The sequence below is a fragment of the Kosakonia sp. SOY2 genome (genome assembly GCF_027109175.1).
Lineage (GTDB): Bacteria > Pseudomonadota > Gammaproteobacteria > Enterobacterales > Enterobacteriaceae > Kosakonia.
This window is the reverse complement of record NZ_JAPVXH010000003.1, coordinates 238,614-256,172: the sequence shown is the minus strand read 5'-3', so window position 1 is coordinate 256,172 and position 17,559 is coordinate 238,614. Positions and strand designations below refer to the sequence as shown.

The following is a 17,559-nucleotide window of genomic DNA, read 5'->3' as shown; positions in this document are numbered from 1 at the left end:
GGTGTTAAACGATCCCCGTTTCACAGCCGAGGTTGCGCTAAGCGTTCCCTTTCACGACGTTGATATGATGGGCGTTGTCTGGCACGGCAACTATTTTCGCTACTTTGAGATAGCGCGTGAGGCGCTACTGAATCAGTTTGATTACGGCTACCGCCAGATGAAAACGTCGGGGTATTTGTGGCCGGTCGTGGATACGCGTGTGAAATACCGTGACGTACTGACATTTGAACAGCATTTTCGCGTACGCGCCCGAATCGAAGAGTTCGAAAACCGGCTGAAAATCGCGTATGAAATCATTGACGCCGCCAGCGGCAAACGGACCACCACCGGTTACACCATTCAGGTGGCGGTGGAGGAGAAAAGCCGGGAGATGTGCTTCGTCAGCCCGACCATTCTGTTTGAACGTATGGGGGTCACACCATGAGATATTGGCCTCCGCTGATCCTATTGTTCGCCCCCTTTGTCAATGCAGTAACGCTGGAGGAATTACAGCAGCGCTTTACCCAACAACCGGTGGTACGTGCGCATTTCACCCAAACCCGCACCATTAAAGACTTGCCGCAGCCGCTGCGCTCGCAGGGCGAAATGCTTATCGCCCGTGAGCAGGGATTATTGTGGGATCAGACCGCACCGTTCCCGATGATGCTAATGCTTGATGATTCGCGGATGGTGCAAATCATTAACGGTCAGCCACCGCAGGTGATCACTGCGCAAAACAACCCGCAAATGTTCCAGTTTAACCATCTTCTGCGCGCCCTGTTTCAGGCCGATCGCGCCGTGCTGGAACAGAACTTTCGCATTGACTTTAACGATGCCGGGAAAGGTCGCTGGACCCTGAAGTTGACCCCAATCACCACGCCGCTGGATAAAATATTCACCTCCATCGACCTGGCCGGGGATCACTATCTCGACAGCATCCGCCTGAATGATAAACAGGGCGATCTCACCGATATCGCTTTCTCCCAACACCGACTCACGCCCACGACGCTGACTGATGACGAACGCCAACGTTTTGCAACGCACTAATTCCCCACGCCCGGCACTACTGTGGGGCGCAGTATGCCTGGTGATGCTGGGTATGCTGCTCGTGCTGCTTCCCAAAGCGCGAATGAACAGTAGCGTACTGGCGATGCTTCCGGCACAAACCATGGGCGCGCTGCCTGCGGCATTGAATGACGGCTTTATGCAACGCCTCGATAAGCAACTCGTCTGGTTGATCAGCCCTGGTAAACAGGCCAATCCCGAGGTAGCGCAATACTGGCTGACGCTGTTAGGTCAATCGCAGGTTGTTAATCACCTGAAAGGCGCGATGGATGCAAAGAGTCAGCAAGCGTGGGGCGCATTTTTCTGGCAGCACCGTAACGCTCTGCTTGATAGCGCAACCCGCGCGCGTCTGCAAAACGGCGGCGAAGCGCAGGCACAATGGGTGCTGACTCAGCTCTACTCGGCCTTTTCCGGCGTATCGGGTAAAGAGCTGCAAAACGATCCGCTAATGTTGATGCGCGGCGCACAATTGGCGATGGCGCAAAATACGCAGCGACTGCGGTTGATGGATGGGTGGTTAGTCACCCAGGACAACGACGGCAACTACTGGTATCTGCTCCACGGCGAGCTGGCAGGCTCCTCCTTCGATATGCAGCAAACACACCAGTTTGTCGCCACGCTCGGCTCGCTGGAAACACAACTCAAGAAGCAGTTTCCACAGGCGCAATTGCTATCACGCGGCACGGTATTCTATAGCGACTACGCCAGCCAGCAGGCAAAGCGCGACATTTCAACGTTGGGGATCGCAACTATCGTCGGCGTCATGTTGTTGATTGTTGCCGTGTTCCGCTCCTTGCGCCCACTTCTGTTATGCCTACTTTCAATCGCCGTTGGTGCGCTGGCCGGCACGGTAGTGACGCTGCTGATCTTCGGCGAGTTGCACCTGATGACGCTGGTGATGAGCATGAGCATCATCGGGATCTCTGCGGACTATACACTTTACTATCTCACCGAACGTATGGTGCATGGCGCAGAGTCATCGCCATGGCAAAGCCTGGAAAAAGTACGAAATGCGCTGTTGCTGGCACTGGCGACGACCGTCTTGGCGTATCTGATCATGATGCTGGCGCCCTTCCCTGGTATTCGCCAGATGGCGATTTTCGCCGCTACCGGACTCAGCGCCTCTTGCCTGACGGTTGTCTTCTGGCACCCCTGGCTGTGCCGTGGTTTACCGGTACGTCCCGTGCCTGCGATGGTGCTGTTACTGCGCTGGCTGGCAGCCTGGAGGCGCAATAAAAAACTGTCGGTGGGATTGCCGCTGATAATGGCGGCGGTTTCTCTTGCCGGGTTGTCGACACTGCGCATCAATGACGATATCAGCCAGTTACAGGCATTACCGCAGAACATCCTTGCGCAGGAAAAAGCCATCACTGCTCTCACCGGACAGAGCGTCGATCAGAAATGGTTTGTGGTTTATGGCGAAAATCCCCAGCAGACACTGGAACGTCTGGAAGCGTTTATTCCACGTCTGGAACAAGTGCGTGAGAACGGCGCAATTTCGGGTTTTCGTTATGTGCCGATCAACTCGATCTCACGCCAGCAGCAGGATCTGACGTTACTCAAAAATGCCGCGCCCACCGTTGCTTATACCTTGCAGAACGCTGGTTTGCAGGCGGTTACCCCCGATCTCAGCCCAATGACGGTCACGGTTGATGAGTGGCTTGCCAGTCCGGCCAGTGAAGGCTGGCGTTTGCTGTGGCTGACCATACCAGACGGGCAGAGTGGCGTTCTGGTGCCCGTTGATGGCGTAAAAGATAGCGCAGCGTTAAGTAAGCTGGCACAGGCGCAATCAGGTATTGCCTGGGTGGATCGAAAAAGCGCTTTCGACGAGCTTTTCGCGCTCTATCGTCTGGTGTTAACCGGCCTGTTGTGTGTTGCGCTGGCAGTGATCGCGGCGGGCGCCATACTTCGTCTTGGCTGGAAAAAGGGGCTTATCAGCCTTGTCCCTTCTGTGTTGTCACTCGGTTGCGGGCTGGCAGCATTGTCGCTAAGCGGCCATTCTGTCAATCTCTTCTCCCTGCTGGCGCTGGTACTGGTGTTAGGGATTGGCATTAATTACACGCTATTTTTCAGTAACCCACGCGGCACACCGCTCACCTCGCTACTGGCGATCTCGCTGGCGATGGTAACAACGCTCCTCACGCTGGGCATGCTGGTATTCAGCGATACCCAGGCGATTAGCTGTTTTGGCATCGTGCTGGTAAGTGGCATTTTTACCGCCTTTTTACTTTCACCACTCGCAATGCCGGGTAAAAAAGAGAGAAAACGATGATCCGCACCCTCTGGACAGGCATGGCGCTGGCCACTGCCCTACTGCTTACCGGATGCAGTTCCACCACCCACTCCTCAGACAGCGCCCGCCCGCAAGCATGGCTGGAGCCCGGCACGCGCGTGACGTTACCGGCACCGGGAATTAACCCGGCGGTCAATTCCCAGCAGCTACTCACCGGGAGCTTTAACGGGAAAACGCAGTCACTGCTGGTGATGATGACCGCCGACGAGAAAAAAATCACGCTCGCCGGGCTCTCCTCCGTAGGGATTCGCCTGTTCCTCGTCACCTACGACGAAAACGGTATTCATACTGAGCAATCTATTGTCGTACCGCAGTTACCACCGGCAAACCAGGTATTGGCCGATGTAATGATCAGCCACTGGCCTGTCGCCGTCTGGCAGCCGCAATTACCGAAAGGCTGGACGCTCACCGACACAGGCGACAAGCGCGAGCTGCACAATGCACACGGAAAGCTGGTGACGGAAATCACCTACCTACAGCGCAAAGGCAAACGCGAGCCAATTAGCATTGAGCAGCACGTCTTTAAATACCACATCACCATTCAATATCTGGGTGACTGAGATGATCTACATTTCCGCGATTGGCATGATTAACGCGCTGGGAAACACCTGCGATGAAATCGCTGCCAATTTGAGCCGTGGCGTCGCGCCGGGCATGATCAACCGAAAAGGCTGGTTACAGGGCGATGCTGAAGTCATGCTCGGCGGCGTGGATACAGAACTTCCGCTGATGCCCGAGGAGTGGCAGGCGCATCGTAGCCGCAACAACCAGCTTTTGTTGGTCGCGCTGGAACAAATCCAGCCGACGGTGGATGAGGTGATTTCCCGCTATGGCCGCGATCGCGTTGCCGTCGTTTTGGGCACCAGCACATCGGGTCTGGAGGAAGGGGGTAGACACGTAAATTACCTGCATAACGGCGAAGAGAGCCTGGAATGGCGCTATTCGCAACAGGAGCTAGGCGATCCGTCGCGCTTTTTAAGCCGCTGGCTGGCTCTCGACGGCCCGGCATTTACGGTTTCTACCGCTTGTTCCTCCAGTGCCAGAGCGATCATTAATGGTCAGCGCCTGATTAATGCGGGGCTCGCGGATGTTGCCATCGTTGGTGGCGCAGACACACTTAGTCAGATGCCGATCAACGGATTTAATAGTCTTGAATCCTTCTCGCCGACATTATGCCAGCCATTTGGCCGTGACCGTTGCGGCATCACTATTGGTGAAGCTGCCGCGTTGATGGTTCTGACACGGGAACCGCAGCCGCTGGCGCTGTTAGGCTGTGGAGAATCCAGCGATGCCTGGCATATTTCTGCACCGCATCCTCAAGGCGAAGGCGCGATCCGCGCAATAAACATGGCGCTCGCCCAGGCGGGCCTGACGCCAGACGACGTTGGTTATATCAATCTGCACGGCACCGCCACGATCCTTAACGATCAAATTGAATCGCAGGTCGTGCATACGCTGTTTGGCGATCGTATCCCCTGTAGTTCAACTAAACATTTGACCGGTCACACTCTTGGCGCGGCGGGTATCACTGAAGCAGCACTGAGCGCACTGATTCTGCTGCGCGATTTGCCATTGCCACCGCAGGATTTCAGCCATTATCCGCGGGACACAACCTTGCCAGAGTGCGGCCTGCTAAGCGCCCCCCAGCCGCTTTCACGCCCGGTGATTTTGTCGAACTCCTTCGCCTTCGGCGGAAACAACGCCAGCATTTTGCTGGGGAGAGTGTCATGAGCCATTACCTTGCACCCGGTGCCTATTTACCTCATGAGGCACCCATGATCCTGCTGGAAGAGGTCATTGCTGTCGGCGCCGATTGCGCCCACTGCCGCGTGACCGTTAACAAGCAAGGTGTCCTTGCACCGTTTATTGATGCCGAAGGCCACTTGCCTGGCTGGTATGCTCTCGAACTGATGGCGCAAAGCATTGGCGTCTGGTCGGGCTGGCATCGCCAGCAACGCAGTGAGGAAAATATCGCCCTCGGTATGGTGTTGGGTGCCAGAGAATTAACCTGTGCGGCGAATTCGCTGCCAGCAAATGCCGTGCTGGATATCCACGTCAGGCTCCTGATGCAGGATGAACGTTTCGGCAGCTTCGACTGCACCATTAAGGCTCAAACCGACACGCTAGCTTCGGGCCGAGTCAATACCTTCCAGCCGACAAAGGAAGAGTTAACGTCACTTTTTATTCAAGGAAAAACGGCATGAATCGTTCCGTATTGGTCACTGGTGCCAGCAAAGGCATCGGCCGTGCCATCGCCCAACAACTTGCCGCAGACGGTTTTACGATCGGCGTGCATTACCATCGTGATGAGCAAGGCGCGCAGCAAACGCTGCACGCGATTGAACAGGCAGGGGGAAGCGGACGTCTGCTCAATTTCGATGTTGGCAACCGCGAGCAATGTCGTGAGGTGCTGGAGAGCGAAATTGGCCGCCACGGCGCCTGGTACGGAGTGGTCAGTAATGCCGGGATTGCACGCGACGCAGCCTTCCCGGCGCTGAGCGAAGAAGACTGGGACATGGTCATCCATACCAACCTCGACAGCTTTTACAATGTGATCCAACCCTGCATTATGCCCATGATCTCCGCTCGCAACGGCGGGCGCATCATTACGCTTTCGTCGGTTTCCGGCGTAATGGGCAACCGTGGCCAGGTCAACTACAGCGCAGCTAAAGCGGGGATCATTGGCGCGACAAAAGCGCTGGCTATCGAACTGGCAAAACGCAAAATCACCGTGAATTGTATTGCTCCTGGCCTGATTGACACCGGCATGATTGAGATGGAAGAGGCGGCACTGAAAGAAGCGATGTCCCTGATCCCGATGAAACGTATGGGCCAAACGCAAGAAGTGGCCGGACTCGCCAGCTATTTGATGTCCAATATTGCGGGTTATGTTACCCGCCAGGTCATTTCGATTAACGGAGGCATGCTATGACGCGTCGCGTGGTTATTACCGGTATGGGCGGCGTTACCGCCTTTGGCCAAAACTGGCAGGAAGTTGCGAAGCGGTTACTGGCTTACGAGAATGCCGTACGGAAAATGCCGGAATGGCAAATTTATGATGGCCTGCATACTCTGCTGGGTGCGCCCATTGATGATTTTGTGCTACCGGAAAACTACACCCGCAAACGCATCCGCGCGATGGGACGCGTCTCGTTGCTCTCCACCAGAGCCAGCGAACTGGCGCTGGAGCAGGCAGGGTTAATCGATGATCCGGTTCTCACCCAAGGCCGAACCGGTATTGCGTATGGTTCGTCGACTGGCAGCACTGGTCCGGTAAGTGAATTTGCGACCATGCTGACCGAAAAGCACACCAATAACATCACTGGCACCACCTATGTACAGATGATGCCGCACACCACTGCGGTTAATACCGGCCTGTTTTTCGGGTTGCGTGGTCGGGTGATCCCTACATCCAGCGCCTGCACTTCCGGTAGCCAGGCGATAGGCTACGCCTGGGAAGCCATTCGCCACGGTTATCAGGATGTGATGGTCGCGGGCGGTGCGGAAGAGTTATGTCCATCGGAAGCCGCCGTTTTTGATACGCTTTTCGCCACCAGTCAACGTAATGATGAGCCGAAAACCACTCCGTCTCCATTTGATGCCCGTCGTGATGGTCTAGTGATTGGTGAAGGCGCAGGAACGCTGATTCTGGAAGAACTGGAACATGCGAAAGCGCGCGGTGCCACCATTTATGGCGAGATTGTCGGGTTTGCCACCAACTGCGATGCCGCGCATATCACTCAACCCCAGCGTGAGACGATGCAAATTTGTATGGAGCAGGCGCTTAATATCGCTGGGCTCAGCCCGCAGGATATCGGCTACATTTCCGCACACGGCACAGCTACCGATCGGGGTGATATTGCAGAAAGCCAGGCAACCGCCGCTATCTTCGGCAATACGGTGCCCATCTCCTCATTAAAAAGCTACTTCGGTCATACGCTTGGCGCCTGTGGCGCGCTTGAAGCGTGGATGAGCCTGCAAATGATGCGCGAAGGCTGGTTTGCGCCAACGCTAAACCTGACGACACCGGATGAAAATTGCGGCGAACTGGATTATATCCGCGGTGAAGCAAGGCATATTGATTGTGAATTCCTGCAAAGCAATAACTTTGCGTTTGGCGGAATAAATACCTCAATTATCATCAAACGCTGGGCGTAACAATGTATCGCGTTTTACTGGCTACTCTTTCTGAATTGCGCGCGCAGGAGATCCCACCCGAGCTAAAATCAGCGGCGCCATCCGGCGTTCGTCATAATAGGTGGCTTGCCGGGCGGCTTTTGCTTAACCGCGTGATCTCCCCATTGCCGGAGATAGTTTATGGGGAGCAGGGTAAGCCCGCGTTTGCTGGCGATCTGCCGTTATGGTTTAGCCTGAGCCACAGCGGCGATCATATTGCTCTGCTGGTGAGCGATGAAGGAGAAGTCGGCTGCGATATCGAAGTGATACGCCCGCGTAACAACTGGCGTAGCCTGGCGAATGCGGTGTTTAGCCAGGCGGAACATCATGAAATCGAGCAGGAACACCCTGCGCAGCAACTGGACGCGTTCTGGCGCATCTGGACACGTAAAGAGGCCATTATCAAACAGCGTGGCGTCAGCGTCTGGGAGATCGTCAGCGTAGACAGTTGCCACCCTCTCAACCTGCACCTTAGCCATTCTCACCGTGCGGGGCTAAGTCTCGCGGTCTGCACTCCCACGCCTTTTACTCTCGCTGCCGACCAGATCGAGAGCGTCGGGGAAGAAAAATAACCAGCACGCCCGCCACAATCACCAGCACACCCAACGCGCCGCGCAGGGAAAACGGTTCGTGCCATCCGGGAAGCCAGATGGCCGCCGCCCACACCAGGATGTAGCTCAGGCTCAGCAAAGCATAAGCCTTACTGAGCGGCAAACGGTGCAGAGCAAAGTACCAGCAGCCCATTGATGCCAGATACCCAAACAGCCCAAACATCAGCGCCAGCGTCCCTTTTTGCGGTTGCAGCAGCGCCGAGACAAAAGACCAGGAAAATGTCACCGGTGGCAGCGACACCATGGCATAGCGCAACATCAGTTGTGCGCCGCTTACCAGCAACACACTGAGTAACGCCCAATGCAGCCCCTTCATAGCGAGCTCCCCAGCAACACAATGCCAGTGATAATCAGCGCCACGCCGAACGCATGGCGAACGCTTACCGGCTCACGCCAGAGAAAACGCGCCGCCAGCGTCACCCAGACAAAATTAAGGCTCAACATCGGGTATGCCACGCCAACAGGAATGCGCTGCAAAACCAGCAGCCACAGCGCCATGCCCGCGCCGAGTGCCATCAGTGCGAGCCCCAGCCACAGGCCAAGATGCTTGTTACGCTTATCCATCGGCACCGGGCGTGTCGCCTGTTTCTGGCACAGTTGGCCTGCGCAACTGAGCAGGCTTGCCAGCGCGAGCCAGAGCCAGCTGGTCATTGCGGCTTACTCATCATTGCGGAAAGTACTGAATAAAGACCATACGCCCCTGTACATAAACGTTGTCCGGTTTCGGTATCGGCATGCGGGTAAAGTCATCCTTTTTCGACTGGTGCAGCACCAGTGAAATAACCCCTTCCTGCCGATGTTGTGACAGCCAGTCGGTGAAATCGTCTTCGCGAACAAACCGCCCTTCGCCGTCAGGGTACGACATACCGTACGTTAACTCACCGCGCGTGCCAAACAGTATGATATCTGAGCGTTTCAGCTCCCAGGCCAGACCTGCAGCAACCCCGACGTTATCGGCCAGCACATAGCGGCTCGGCGTCAGCGGCTCGTTAACAAAGTTGATCAAAAATTGCGGCTGCTTGGAATCCATCACCTTATCCGGGATAACGATCCCCACCAGCAGCGCAATCGCCAGCGGGCACAGCGCCGCGTATGGCCAACGCTCTGCGCTGGCTCGCAAGGTAAACAGCCCAACCAGCGCCCACGCCAGGAAAGCAAACGCCGCCAGCGCCGCTTTGTAGACCTCAATTTGCGTCCATACCGGATGTTTCATGAAGCCCAAAGGCGACACCACCAGCGCGGCAATCACGCCAACCAGGCCAAAACCGATATTAATCCACGCATTGACGCGCAGCGCGCGCCCGTTGGTTTGCGCCATCTGCATGGCATAACGCGCCATCAGTATCGCCAGCGGCGCGAAACAGGGCAGAATATAAGTCGGCAGCTTCCCTTTAGCGATGCTGAAAAACAGCAGCGGCATCACCACCCAGCCCAGCAGATAAAACGCTTCCCGCACGCCCTCTTTACGCGCCAGCCAGCCCGTTTTCAGCGCACCGGGCAGCAGCGCCAGCCACGGCAACGAACCTAAAATCAGGAACGGTATGTAATACCAGAACGGCGCTTTGTGTTGTGCGTCCTGCTGCGCAAAACGCTGGATATGTTCCACCCAGAAGAAGTAGCGCCAGAAATCAGGCTCGCGCGAGGCAATTGCCAGCCCCCATGGCAGCACCGTCAGCACGCAGCAGATCACGGCCAGCCAGCCCCAGAGCAGCACCTCTTTCCAGCGTTTGTGCACAATCACCCACGGCAGCACGCCAATCACCGGCACTGCCAGCGCAAGAAAACCTTTGGTCATCACGCCCATGCCGCACGCCACGCCAAGCAGGACATAGCCGCCAAACTTACCGCGTAACGTGTTGGCCTGCGCAGCCAGCCAGAAGCTGAGCATCGCCAGCGTCATCCACAGCGTGATCATCGGGTCGAGCACCGCATAAGTGCCAATGCCATACACCAGAAACGCGGTCAGGAAGATTACCGCCGAGAGCACGGCAGTGCGTTTGTCGCGCCACATTTTCCACGCCAGCGCGCCCACGAGCAGCGCCGATACGATGATGGAGAAAACGGAGCCAAGGCGCACGGAGACGTTATTATGGCCAAACAGCCACTGCGCAATGCTATTGATCCAGTAACCGGCGATGGGTTTTTCAAAATAACGCAGGCCAAGGAAATGTGGCACAATCCAGTCGCCGCTGGTGAGCATTTCACGGCTGATCTCCGCATAGCGGGTCTCATCCGGCTGCCAGAGCAGACGATATTCCAGGGGAACAACATAGTAGAGGGCGATCAGCGCAACCAGCGCCAGACCATAGTGAATGGATTTCATAACCCAGGACTCAACAGTTGTTGGCAACCCAGCCAGCCTTCCCGGCCAGCCACTTCTCCGCGTACCACTTTGCCTGCTGGTAGCGTCTCTAACGATTCCGGCAACAACTGGCTTAACGGGCAAAAAGCGATGCCTTCGCGCGCCGCCATGCTCAGCAGTTCATCGAAACCTTCCGCGCCGATAATGCCTTCCACCTCGGCGTGGATGGTATAAACCGGCGTGCCGCTATCCTGCTTCATCGCGTCGAGAATGAAGCGGTTGTAGTGCTCCGCCGCCACCGAAATGCCAACGGCCTCATCCCAGGTGGGTAGCGTGACCGGGATTTGCGGAGCTGCATAGGTATTCTCGGCGATGAGCGGGCGAAACGGCTGCGTGCCACGACAGTCGCTGTTATAGCGGAAATTAAAATTCGATTTGGCTTTCACCACTCGCTGATCGGCGCGCCAACCCGCCACGGCGGAACAGCTCACAGACCGGCCAATAATCAGCTCCAGCGCCAGTAATCCGCGCTCAATTTCCGCTTCGAGATGGGCCTGATCCCACACACCACTCCAGCGCTGCCAGCCATGGTGATCCCACGCATGCAGCCCCACTTCGTGCGCCTGCGCGGTTTTGCGGATAACGTCCGCGTTGCCTTCACCGATAAGTCTGCCGGGCCACGCGGTGCCCGCCAGTAAAATATCCCAGCCGTAGAGCGATGCCGCGCGCGAGCGCAGCATCTTCCACAGAAATTTCGGCTTAAGCAGGCGCCAGATGTGGCGCCCCATGTTGTCCGGCCCGACGCTAAAGAAAAAGCTCGCCTGGATGTTGTGCTTTTTCAGTAGCTCCAGCAGGCGCGGAACGCCGTCACGCGTGCCGCGAAAGGTATCGACATCAATACGTAAGCCGACGTATTTCATGCTTATTTCTCATCCGTCAGTTCAACGGTACGCAGGAAGAAATCCAGCGTTTCGTCAATGGTCTGGCGCATATCCACAGTCGGTTCCCAGTGCAGGCAACGTTTGGCGTTACGGATACTCGGTTTGCGGTGTTCCACATCCTGGTAGCCTTTGCCGTAGTAGCTGCTGCTCTCCACTTCGCGGAAACCAGCGAACGGCGGAAAGCGGTCGCGCAGCGGGTGTTTTTCAAAACTTGCCAGCAGCATCTCGGCCAGCTCTTTAATGCTCGCTTCGTTGTCCGGGTTACCAATGTTGATGATCTGCCCGTCGCAGCGCCCATCTTTGTTTTCGATAATGCGGAACAGGGCTTCGATACCATCGCTGATATCGGTAAAGCAGCGTTTCTGTTTACCACCTTCGATCAGCTTGATCGGCGAACCCTCTACCAGGTTGAGGATCAACTGGGTGATGGCACGCGAGCTACCGATACGTGCAGCGTTCAGGTTATCCAGGCGCGGCCCCATCCAGTTAAACGGACGGAACAGGGTGAATTTCAGACCGTGCTTGTCGCCATATGCCCAGATCACGCGGTCGAGCAACTGTTTCGATACCGAGTAAATCCAGCGCTGTTTGTTGATAGGCCCAACAACCAGATTCGAGTTGTCTTCATCGAAGTTGTTGTCGGTGCACATGCCGTACACTTCCGACGTCGACGGGAAAATGATGCGTTTGTTGTACTTCACGCAGTCACGGATGATTTTCAGGTTCTCTTCGAAATCCAGCTCGAACACGCGCAGCGGGTTACGGGTGTATTCGATAGGCGTCGCGATAGCCACCAGCGGCAGCACCACGTCGCATTTTTTAATGTGGTATTCGATCCATTCGGAGTGAATGCTGATATCGCCTTCCACAAAGTGGAAACGCGGATTGTCGAGGAAACGGCTGATCGCATCCGATCCAATATCAAGACCGAAAATCTCGTAGTTATCGTCACGCAGCAGACGTTCGGTCAAATGGTTACCGATAAAACCGTTCACGCCCAGGATCAACACGCGGGTGCGGCGTTTTACCGCCACAACCGGTTTGCTGGTCAGCAGCGCGCCAGCCACCAGGCCGAGCGACTGCGCCAGCTGGGCGCCCTGCATATACACGCCGTTGTCCATCTGGCCGGTGAGGATCTCCAGCGCGCCATCGCCACAGGCGACCAGCAGCGGCGAAACAGAGAGCACAGTGCCCGCGCGAGCCGGAGCCACGTCGGTGCGTACGCGGGATTTCCAGACGATAAATTTATGCGTACCGGCAAAGCTGTACGCGCCCGGCCACGGGTCAGAAACCGCGCGTACCAGGTTTTGCAGCGTTTGGGCGGGTTTTTCCCAGTCCAGACGGCCATCTTCCGGCGTACGGCGGCCATAGTAGCTGGCTTTGCTGTCGTCCTGCGCCGTTTCGCTGAAGGTTTGCGTTTTAATCGTCGGCAGCACGCTGGCCAGCATACCTTTTGCGGCTTCCGCTAATTTGCGGTGCAGCGACAGCGCTTCATCGTTCTCGGCAATGGCTACGCGCTGTTGCGCGATAATCGCGCCCGCATCCGCGCGGGAAACCATGCGGTGCAGCGTGACGCCGGTTTCGCTTTCGCCATTGACCAGCACCCAGTTCAGCGGTGCGCGACCACGATAAGCAGGCAGCAGTGAGCCGTGGAGGTTAAATGCGCCGATCCGCGCGGTATTGAGAATGTTGTCGCACAGTAAATTGCGGTAATAGAAAGAGAAAATCACATCCGGGTTCAGATCGCGAATACGATCGACCCACAGCGGGTGGTTAACATCGTCAGGGGCATAAACCGGAATGCCGCGTTCAGCGGCAATACGCGCCACCGAACCGAAAAAGTGGTTTTCATTGGCACTGTCGGGATGGGTAAAAATCGCCGCAATCTCGAAACCTGCATCCAGTAACGCTTGTGTACCGATACATCCCATATCGTGGTAAGCAAAGACAACGGCTTTCATTGATTTTTTTCCTCTTGCGAAACGTCATTTTCCTGACGAACAACACGTTGAATAAAGTAGCGGGGACGCGCGCGAACATCGTTATAGATGCGCCCGATATACTCCCCAAGTAGCCCCATGCCGATAAACTGCGCGCCGATAAAGGTGAAGAGAATGGCGAAGAGCATAAACACCCCTTCTCCCGCCCACTGCGGGCCAAACGCCAGACGCAGCACCACCAGCAGCACGGCGAGCGAAAAGCCCAACACGGCGATCACGCTGCCAAACACGCTCAGCAAGCGCAGCGGCGTGGTGGTCAGGCAGGTCACCAGGTCGTACATCAGGTTAATCAGGCGCATAAAGCTGTATTTGGAATCGCCAAACTCGCGTTCCGCGTGTTGCACGGGGATCTCCACCGCGCGACGGGCGAAGGTATTGGCGAGGATCGGGATAAAAGTGCTGCGCTCATGGCAGTGCAGCATGGCATCAACAATATGGCGGCGGTACGCACGCAACATGCAGCCATAATCGCCCATCGCTTTACCAGTGGTGCGCTGGATCAGACGGTTGATGGTGCGCGAGGCCATTTTACGAAACAGGCTGTCCTGGCGGTTTTGCCGCACCGTGCCCACCACGTCATACCCCTCATTGGCTTTCGCCACCAGACGCGGGATCTCCTCCGGCGGGTTTTGCAAATCGGCATCCAGCGTGATGATCAAATCACCGGTGACATGGCTGAATCCGGCCATAATCGCCGAGTGCTGGCCGTAGTTGCGGTTCAGCAGCACCGCGACAACGTGGCTGCCGGGTTGTTCTGCCGCTTCACTTAACATCAGCGCAGAGTTATCGCTACTGCCGTCATCCACCAGCAAAATTTCGTAATCGATGCCCAGTACATCGCAGCTTTCCGTGGTGCGGCGAATCAACTCCGGCAAGCTCTCTTGCTCGTTGTAGACCGGGATCACCACAGAAACTTTTTCTACAGGCGGTAAATTAAACATATCAGCGCCCTGCAATGTTGCGGAGCGCGTGAATGACGCGGGTTGTGTCGTCATGGGTCATATCCGGGAAAAGCGGTAGCGAACAGATACGCGCACTGTTCCACTCCGTATTGGGTAAAGAGAGGGGGAAGCGTTCGCGGTAATACTTCTGCGTATGGGCCGCGCGAAAATGCAAGCCGGTGCCAATGCCTTGCGCTTTCAGGGTTTCCATCAATGCGTCGCGGGAGATACCGCAACGTTGCTCATCGACGCGAATAATAAACAGGTGCCAGGCGTGCTGGTGCGGCCATGACGGCAAGGCCAGCGGCTGAAACGGCGTATCCGCCAGTTCCTGCAAATAACGCTGGGCGATCTCCTGGCGGCGGGCATTAGCGGCGGGCAGTTTGCCCAGTTGCACCAGCGCAATCGCCGCGTTGATATCTGCAAGATTGTATTTAAACCCTGGGGAGATCACTTCGGCCTGCGGGGCGCGGCCGTGAGTCTGACGGTCGTAAGCATCGACGCCCAGGCCGTGGAACTTCAGGCTGCGAATGCGGTTCGCCAGTTGTTCGTCATCCGTCACCACCAGCCCACCTTCCGCGCAGGTCATATTTTTAATGGCGTGGAAGGAGAAAATAGCGGTGCCGCGTGAGCCAACATGCTGGCCTTTGTAGTACGTTCCGGCGGCGTGAGCAGCATCTTCAATCACCGGAATGCCGTGCTTCTCGCCAAGCGCGCGAATGGCGTCGATATCCACCGGTGCACCGGCGTAATGCACCGGGATAATTGCTTTGGTACGCGGCGTGATAGCCGCTTCGATAGCTTCCGGCGTGACCATCAATGTCTCTTTATCGACATCGATCATCACCGGCGTCGCGCCGAGCAGCACAATCATATTGAGGGTGGAAACCCAGGTCAGCGACGGGGTAATCACTTCATCCCCGGCGCCAATACCAAGTGCCATCAGGGTGACGTGCATGCCACCCGTCGCCGAGCTAACGGCAATGGCGTGGCGGTTGCCCGTCAGTGTACAAAAAGCCTCTTCAAGCGCCTGATTTTTGGGGCCGGTCGTGATCCAGCCGGATGCCAGCACTTGCTGAATGGCTGCGAACTCTTCATCCCCCATTGACGGGCGTGAGAACGGTAAAAAATCACTCATCGTTTTTCCTTGGCGTCACTGACGCGTTAACGAACCGCCACAAAGACACGTTGCGGCTAGTGAGTAAAATGGCGGATGAAAGTTAAACCAAAATATAATGAATGCGCGTTTCCTGCATTTATTATTCGTTACGGTTAGTCGGAGAATGCTACCAATTGAATATTAGGACAAGATTAAGAAAAGGGGGAAATGATAAACTTAACAAATATAAAATAATTTTTCTCAAACAACAGGTTACAAATGAAAACAGCAAAATCCTAACGTGATGAATGTCAAAAAACTGAAATATTTAACGCCCCTGTAATGCATACAAAGGCGTTAGCGTAGTTATTTAAACGGCGCATCAACGAATGCACGAAAATTAATATCATTATGCAATGAATTATTTCATTCGTTATCAGCAAAATATATTAAATAGCGTGAAATTTTTATGACAAATTCTGCGGGAAGTTGGCCGGTAATTCACTGGCAGCGCAGTTAATCACGCTGTCATTATTTTCGCCGCAATCGCGCACAAACGTAATGGTCGCGAACTCATCGATCACTTCAGTAGGGTAAGCCGGACCAGCCGCACGATAAGACTCCATCAACGGAATGTGATCGTTCTGGAAGCAGACGGTTTTTTCCGGATTATTGATAACCCAGCGCGGGAAGAAAATGGTGCCGTGGAACAAGCGATCCCCAAGGTTCACAATCAGGCTGACATCGGTGCCGGTCGGTTCGGTCCAGGAAATTTTATAGATACTTTCGCCAACGCGAACAATGTAGGCCTGCTGATTTTTCACCCAACGGTTCGCCACGATACCGCTGTGGATCCGGTAATCGAGCGTCGTGGCGTTTTTCACATAAATCTCGTAGTTCCAGCCATTATCGTAGGTATAAACCAGATGTTTGCCGACGAAACCGCTCAAATCATGTTTATCAAAGGTGCTCATTTTTACTCTCCTCTGGTGTTTGAAATGATCCTACGCCTGCAAAAAACGAATGAATAACGCTATATTTGCATCAAATTCATTCATTTTTTAGATGAGTTATGCACAAGACGACGCTGGAACAATGGACGCTGCTGCAAAAGGTGGTGGAGCTGGGGAGCTTTGCGAAAGCGGCGGAAGAGACGCATCGCAGCCAGTCATCGGTCAGTTACAACCTGGCGCTGTTGCAGGAGCGGCTCGGCGTTGCCCTGCTGGTACAGGAAGGGCGGCGCGCGGTGCTTACCCCGGCGGGTGAGTTGCTGCTCAACCAGGTAAAACCGTTGCTCAAGGCATTCGATTGGGTAGAAACCCGCGCCGCCACGCTGCGCAATGGCATGCGCACGCGGCTTGATTTAGTGGTCGACAGCATTTTCCCCCGCGCGCGGCTGTTTGCCATTTTGCGCCAGTTTCAGCAGCGTTATCCGCAAACGCAGGTGCGGCTGACCGAAGTGCTGGAGACCGCCTCCAGCGAGTTGCCGGTGCATGCGCAAGCGGATGTGATGATACTGACTCGCCGCCAGGATATGACCGGGCGCGGCGAATGGCTGATGAACATTGATTTTGTCGCCGTGGCACACCGCGATCACCCGCTGTGCGCGGCGGAACAGGTAAGCGAAGAGATGCTCGCCAGCTGGCCGCTGATCCGCATTGCCGAAAGCGACCATCGCCAAAGCCCGGTGGCGCAGGAGTCGTGGACATTTTCCACCATCGATGCGGCGGTGGAAGCTGTGCTGTATCAGGTGGGTTACGGCTGGCTGCCGGAGGAGCGCATCCAGCCACTGCTCGATAGCGGCGTACTCAAAACGCTGCCGCTCAGCCACGGTACGCGCCGCGCCACACCGCTGCACCTGATTGTGAAAAAAGACCTCGCGCCGCTTGATGAGCAGGTAGAAATGCTGCTGCAACTGTTTAAGGGATAGCGCTCTCATCCTGAATGTCTGCAAGCGGCTTATCAACGTCACTTTATGCGTCTCGCTCAATGCTTACGCCAGCAAAGCGATAACCCTGACGAATAAATCACCTTACGCATTCCGGCTGTTCGTCTCGCCAGTAAGCAATACACCTCACGCTAAATGCGATAAAGCCCTGTTAAAAACAGGGCTTTTGATCCAAGACATACTATTCGTATGATGAATTACTAA

Annotated in this window: 18 protein-coding genes; 10 read left to right on the top strand and 8 right to left on the bottom strand. The window is 55.6% G+C overall.

The annotated features are described in order from the left end of the window. The first annotated feature begins 1 nt into the window (after position 1). From O3S68_RS18035 to acpT, 9 genes are read left to right on the top strand one after another with little or no spacing between them, the layout of a single operon-like run. Positions 2-424 (top strand): acyl-CoA thioesterase, encoded by a 423-nt coding sequence (locus O3S68_RS18035; protein ID WP_269232139.1) that lies wholly within the window; start codon positions 2-4, stop codon positions 422-424. Beyond that, complete coding sequence (locus O3S68_RS18030) at positions 421-1,026, top strand: outer membrane lipoprotein carrier protein LolA (RefSeq protein ID WP_269232138.1); 606 nt, start codon at positions 421-423, stop codon at positions 1,024-1,026. The genes O3S68_RS18035 and O3S68_RS18030 overlap by 4 nt, the downstream gene beginning before the upstream one ends. Continuing rightward, on the top strand, positions 995-3,316 hold the full coding sequence (locus O3S68_RS18025; RefSeq protein WP_269232137.1) for an MMPL family transporter: 2,322 nt from the start codon (positions 995-997) through the stop codon (positions 3,314-3,316). Before O3S68_RS18030 ends, O3S68_RS18025 begins: the two co-directional genes overlap by 32 nt. Next, a complete protein-coding gene (locus O3S68_RS18020; protein ID WP_269232136.1) occupies positions 3,313-3,897 on the top strand; it encodes a DUF3261 domain-containing protein in 585 nt (194 codons plus the stop codon). Before O3S68_RS18025 ends, O3S68_RS18020 begins: the two co-directional genes overlap by 4 nt. A 1-nt stretch (position 3,898) precedes the next feature. Next, a complete protein-coding gene (locus O3S68_RS18015; RefSeq protein ID WP_269232135.1) occupies positions 3,899-5,068 on the top strand; it encodes a beta-ketoacyl-[acyl-carrier-protein] synthase family protein in 1,170 nt (389 codons plus the stop codon). Next, positions 5,065-5,541 carry an ApeP family dehydratase gene (locus tag O3S68_RS18010; RefSeq protein ID WP_269232134.1) on the top strand — a complete coding sequence of 159 codons (477 nt, stop codon included), beginning with the start codon at positions 5,065-5,067 and terminating at the stop codon, positions 5,539-5,541. The genes O3S68_RS18015 and O3S68_RS18010 overlap by 4 nt, the downstream gene beginning before the upstream one ends. Next, positions 5,538-6,269, top strand: coding sequence for a 3-ketoacyl-ACP reductase FabG2 (locus O3S68_RS18005; protein WP_269232133.1), 732 nt, complete (start codon positions 5,538-5,540; stop codon positions 6,267-6,269). Before O3S68_RS18010 ends, O3S68_RS18005 begins: the two co-directional genes overlap by 4 nt. Then, positions 6,266-7,495, top strand: a complete 1,230-nt coding sequence (locus O3S68_RS18000; RefSeq protein ID WP_131413136.1) for a beta-ketoacyl-ACP synthase — start codon at positions 6,266-6,268, stop codon at positions 7,493-7,495. Before O3S68_RS18005 ends, O3S68_RS18000 begins: the two co-directional genes overlap by 4 nt. A gap of 2 nt (positions 7,496-7,497) precedes the next feature. Then, a complete protein-coding gene (acpT, locus tag O3S68_RS17995; protein WP_269232132.1) occupies positions 7,498-8,085 on the top strand; it encodes a 4'-phosphopantetheinyl transferase AcpT in 588 nt (195 codons plus the stop codon). Here the strand turns inward: acpT and arnF are convergent. The 8 genes from arnF to O3S68_RS17955 form a co-directional block, all read right to left on the bottom strand. Next, the gene (gene arnF / locus O3S68_RS17990; protein WP_269232131.1) at positions 8,039-8,440 is read right to left on the bottom strand and encodes a 4-amino-4-deoxy-L-arabinose-phosphoundecaprenol flippase subunit ArnF; all 402 of its coding nucleotides are present in this window, start codon (positions 8,438-8,440) and stop codon (positions 8,039-8,041) included. The two genes, acpT and arnF, sit on opposite strands and share 47 nt — an antisense overlap. Continuing rightward, positions 8,437-8,775 carry a 4-amino-4-deoxy-L-arabinose-phosphoundecaprenol flippase subunit ArnE gene (gene arnE, locus O3S68_RS17985; protein WP_020455607.1) on the bottom strand — a complete coding sequence of 113 codons (339 nt, stop codon included), beginning with the start codon at positions 8,773-8,775 and terminating at the stop codon, positions 8,437-8,439. The genes arnF and arnE overlap by 4 nt, the downstream gene beginning before the upstream one ends. Before the next feature lie 13 nt (positions 8,776-8,788). Continuing rightward, entirely contained in the window at positions 8,789-10,447 is a 1,659-nt protein-coding gene (arnT, locus tag O3S68_RS17980; RefSeq protein WP_269232130.1) for a lipid IV(A) 4-amino-4-deoxy-L-arabinosyltransferase, read from the bottom strand. Beyond that, positions 10,444-11,346 (bottom strand): 4-deoxy-4-formamido-L-arabinose-phosphoundecaprenol deformylase, encoded by a 903-nt coding sequence (arnD, locus tag O3S68_RS17975; protein ID WP_020455609.1) that lies wholly within the window; start codon positions 11,344-11,346, stop codon positions 10,444-10,446. The genes arnT and arnD overlap by 4 nt, the downstream gene beginning before the upstream one ends. A gap of 2 nt (positions 11,347-11,348) precedes the next feature. Continuing rightward, on the bottom strand, positions 11,349-13,328 hold the full coding sequence (gene arnA / locus O3S68_RS17970; RefSeq protein ID WP_269232129.1) for a bifunctional UDP-4-amino-4-deoxy-L-arabinose formyltransferase/UDP-glucuronic acid oxidase ArnA: 1,980 nt from the start codon (positions 13,326-13,328) through the stop codon (positions 11,349-11,351). Further along, a complete protein-coding gene (gene arnC, locus O3S68_RS17965; RefSeq protein ID WP_020455611.1) occupies positions 13,325-14,308 on the bottom strand; it encodes an undecaprenyl-phosphate 4-deoxy-4-formamido-L-arabinose transferase in 984 nt (327 codons plus the stop codon). The genes arnA and arnC overlap by 4 nt, the downstream gene beginning before the upstream one ends. 1 nt (position 14,309) lies before the next feature. Further along, positions 14,310-15,446 (bottom strand): UDP-4-amino-4-deoxy-L-arabinose aminotransferase, encoded by a 1,137-nt coding sequence (gene arnB, locus O3S68_RS17960; RefSeq protein ID WP_269232128.1) that lies wholly within the window; start codon positions 15,444-15,446, stop codon positions 14,310-14,312. Positions 15,447-15,874: 428 nt separating this feature from the next. Continuing rightward, on the bottom strand, positions 15,875-16,381 hold the full coding sequence (locus O3S68_RS17955; protein WP_045507718.1) for a phenolic acid decarboxylase: 507 nt from the start codon (positions 16,379-16,381) through the stop codon (positions 15,875-15,877). A 98-nt stretch (positions 16,382-16,479) separates the two neighbouring features. Between O3S68_RS17955 and O3S68_RS17950 the strand changes: the two genes are divergently transcribed. Next, entirely contained in the window at positions 16,480-17,337 is an 858-nt protein-coding gene (locus tag O3S68_RS17950; protein ID WP_020455614.1) for a LysR family transcriptional regulator, read from the top strand. Positions 17,338-17,559 lie beyond the last annotated feature (222 nt).

Coding starts and splice junctions, on each gene's coding strand:
- acpT (WP_269232132.1), top strand. CDS start 7,498: ATGTATCGCGTTTTACTGGCTACTCTTTCTGAATTGCGCGCGCAGGAG.
- O3S68_RS18025 (WP_269232137.1), top strand. CDS start 995: ATGACGAACGCCAACGTTTTGCAACGCACTAATTCCCCACGCCCGGCA.
- arnD (WP_020455609.1), bottom strand. CDS start 11,346: ATGAAATACGTCGGCTTACGTATTGATGTCGATACCTTTCGCGGCACG.
- arnE (WP_020455607.1), bottom strand. CDS start 8,775: ATGACCAGCTGGCTCTGGCTCGCGCTGGCAAGCCTGCTCAGTTGCGCA.
- O3S68_RS18010 (WP_269232134.1), top strand. CDS start 5,065: ATGAGCCATTACCTTGCACCCGGTGCCTATTTACCTCATGAGGCACCC.
- O3S68_RS17955 (WP_045507718.1), bottom strand. CDS start 16,381: ATGAGCACCTTTGATAAACATGATTTGAGCGGTTTCGTCGGCAAACAT.
- O3S68_RS18000 (WP_131413136.1), top strand. CDS start 6,266: ATGACGCGTCGCGTGGTTATTACCGGTATGGGCGGCGTTACCGCCTTT.
- arnT (WP_269232130.1), bottom strand. CDS start 10,447: ATGAAATCCATTCACTATGGTCTGGCGCTGGTTGCGCTGATCGCCCTC.
- arnC (WP_020455611.1), bottom strand. CDS start 14,308: ATGTTTAATTTACCGCCTGTAGAAAAAGTTTCTGTGGTGATCCCGGTC.
- O3S68_RS17950 (WP_020455614.1), top strand. CDS start 16,480: ATGCACAAGACGACGCTGGAACAATGGACGCTGCTGCAAAAGGTGGTG.
- arnA (WP_269232129.1), bottom strand. CDS start 13,328: ATGAAAGCCGTTGTCTTTGCTTACCACGATATGGGATGTATCGGTACA.
- arnF (WP_269232131.1), bottom strand. CDS start 8,440: ATGAAGGGGCTGCATTGGGCGTTACTCAGTGTGTTGCTGGTAAGCGGC.
- O3S68_RS18020 (WP_269232136.1), top strand. CDS start 3,313: ATGATCCGCACCCTCTGGACAGGCATGGCGCTGGCCACTGCCCTACTG.
- arnB (WP_269232128.1), bottom strand. CDS start 15,446: ATGAGTGATTTTTTACCGTTCTCACGCCCGTCAATGGGGGATGAAGAG.
- O3S68_RS18005 (WP_269232133.1), top strand. CDS start 5,538: ATGAATCGTTCCGTATTGGTCACTGGTGCCAGCAAAGGCATCGGCCGT.
- O3S68_RS18015 (WP_269232135.1), top strand. CDS start 3,899: ATGATCTACATTTCCGCGATTGGCATGATTAACGCGCTGGGAAACACC.
- O3S68_RS18030 (WP_269232138.1), top strand. CDS start 421: ATGAGATATTGGCCTCCGCTGATCCTATTGTTCGCCCCCTTTGTCAAT.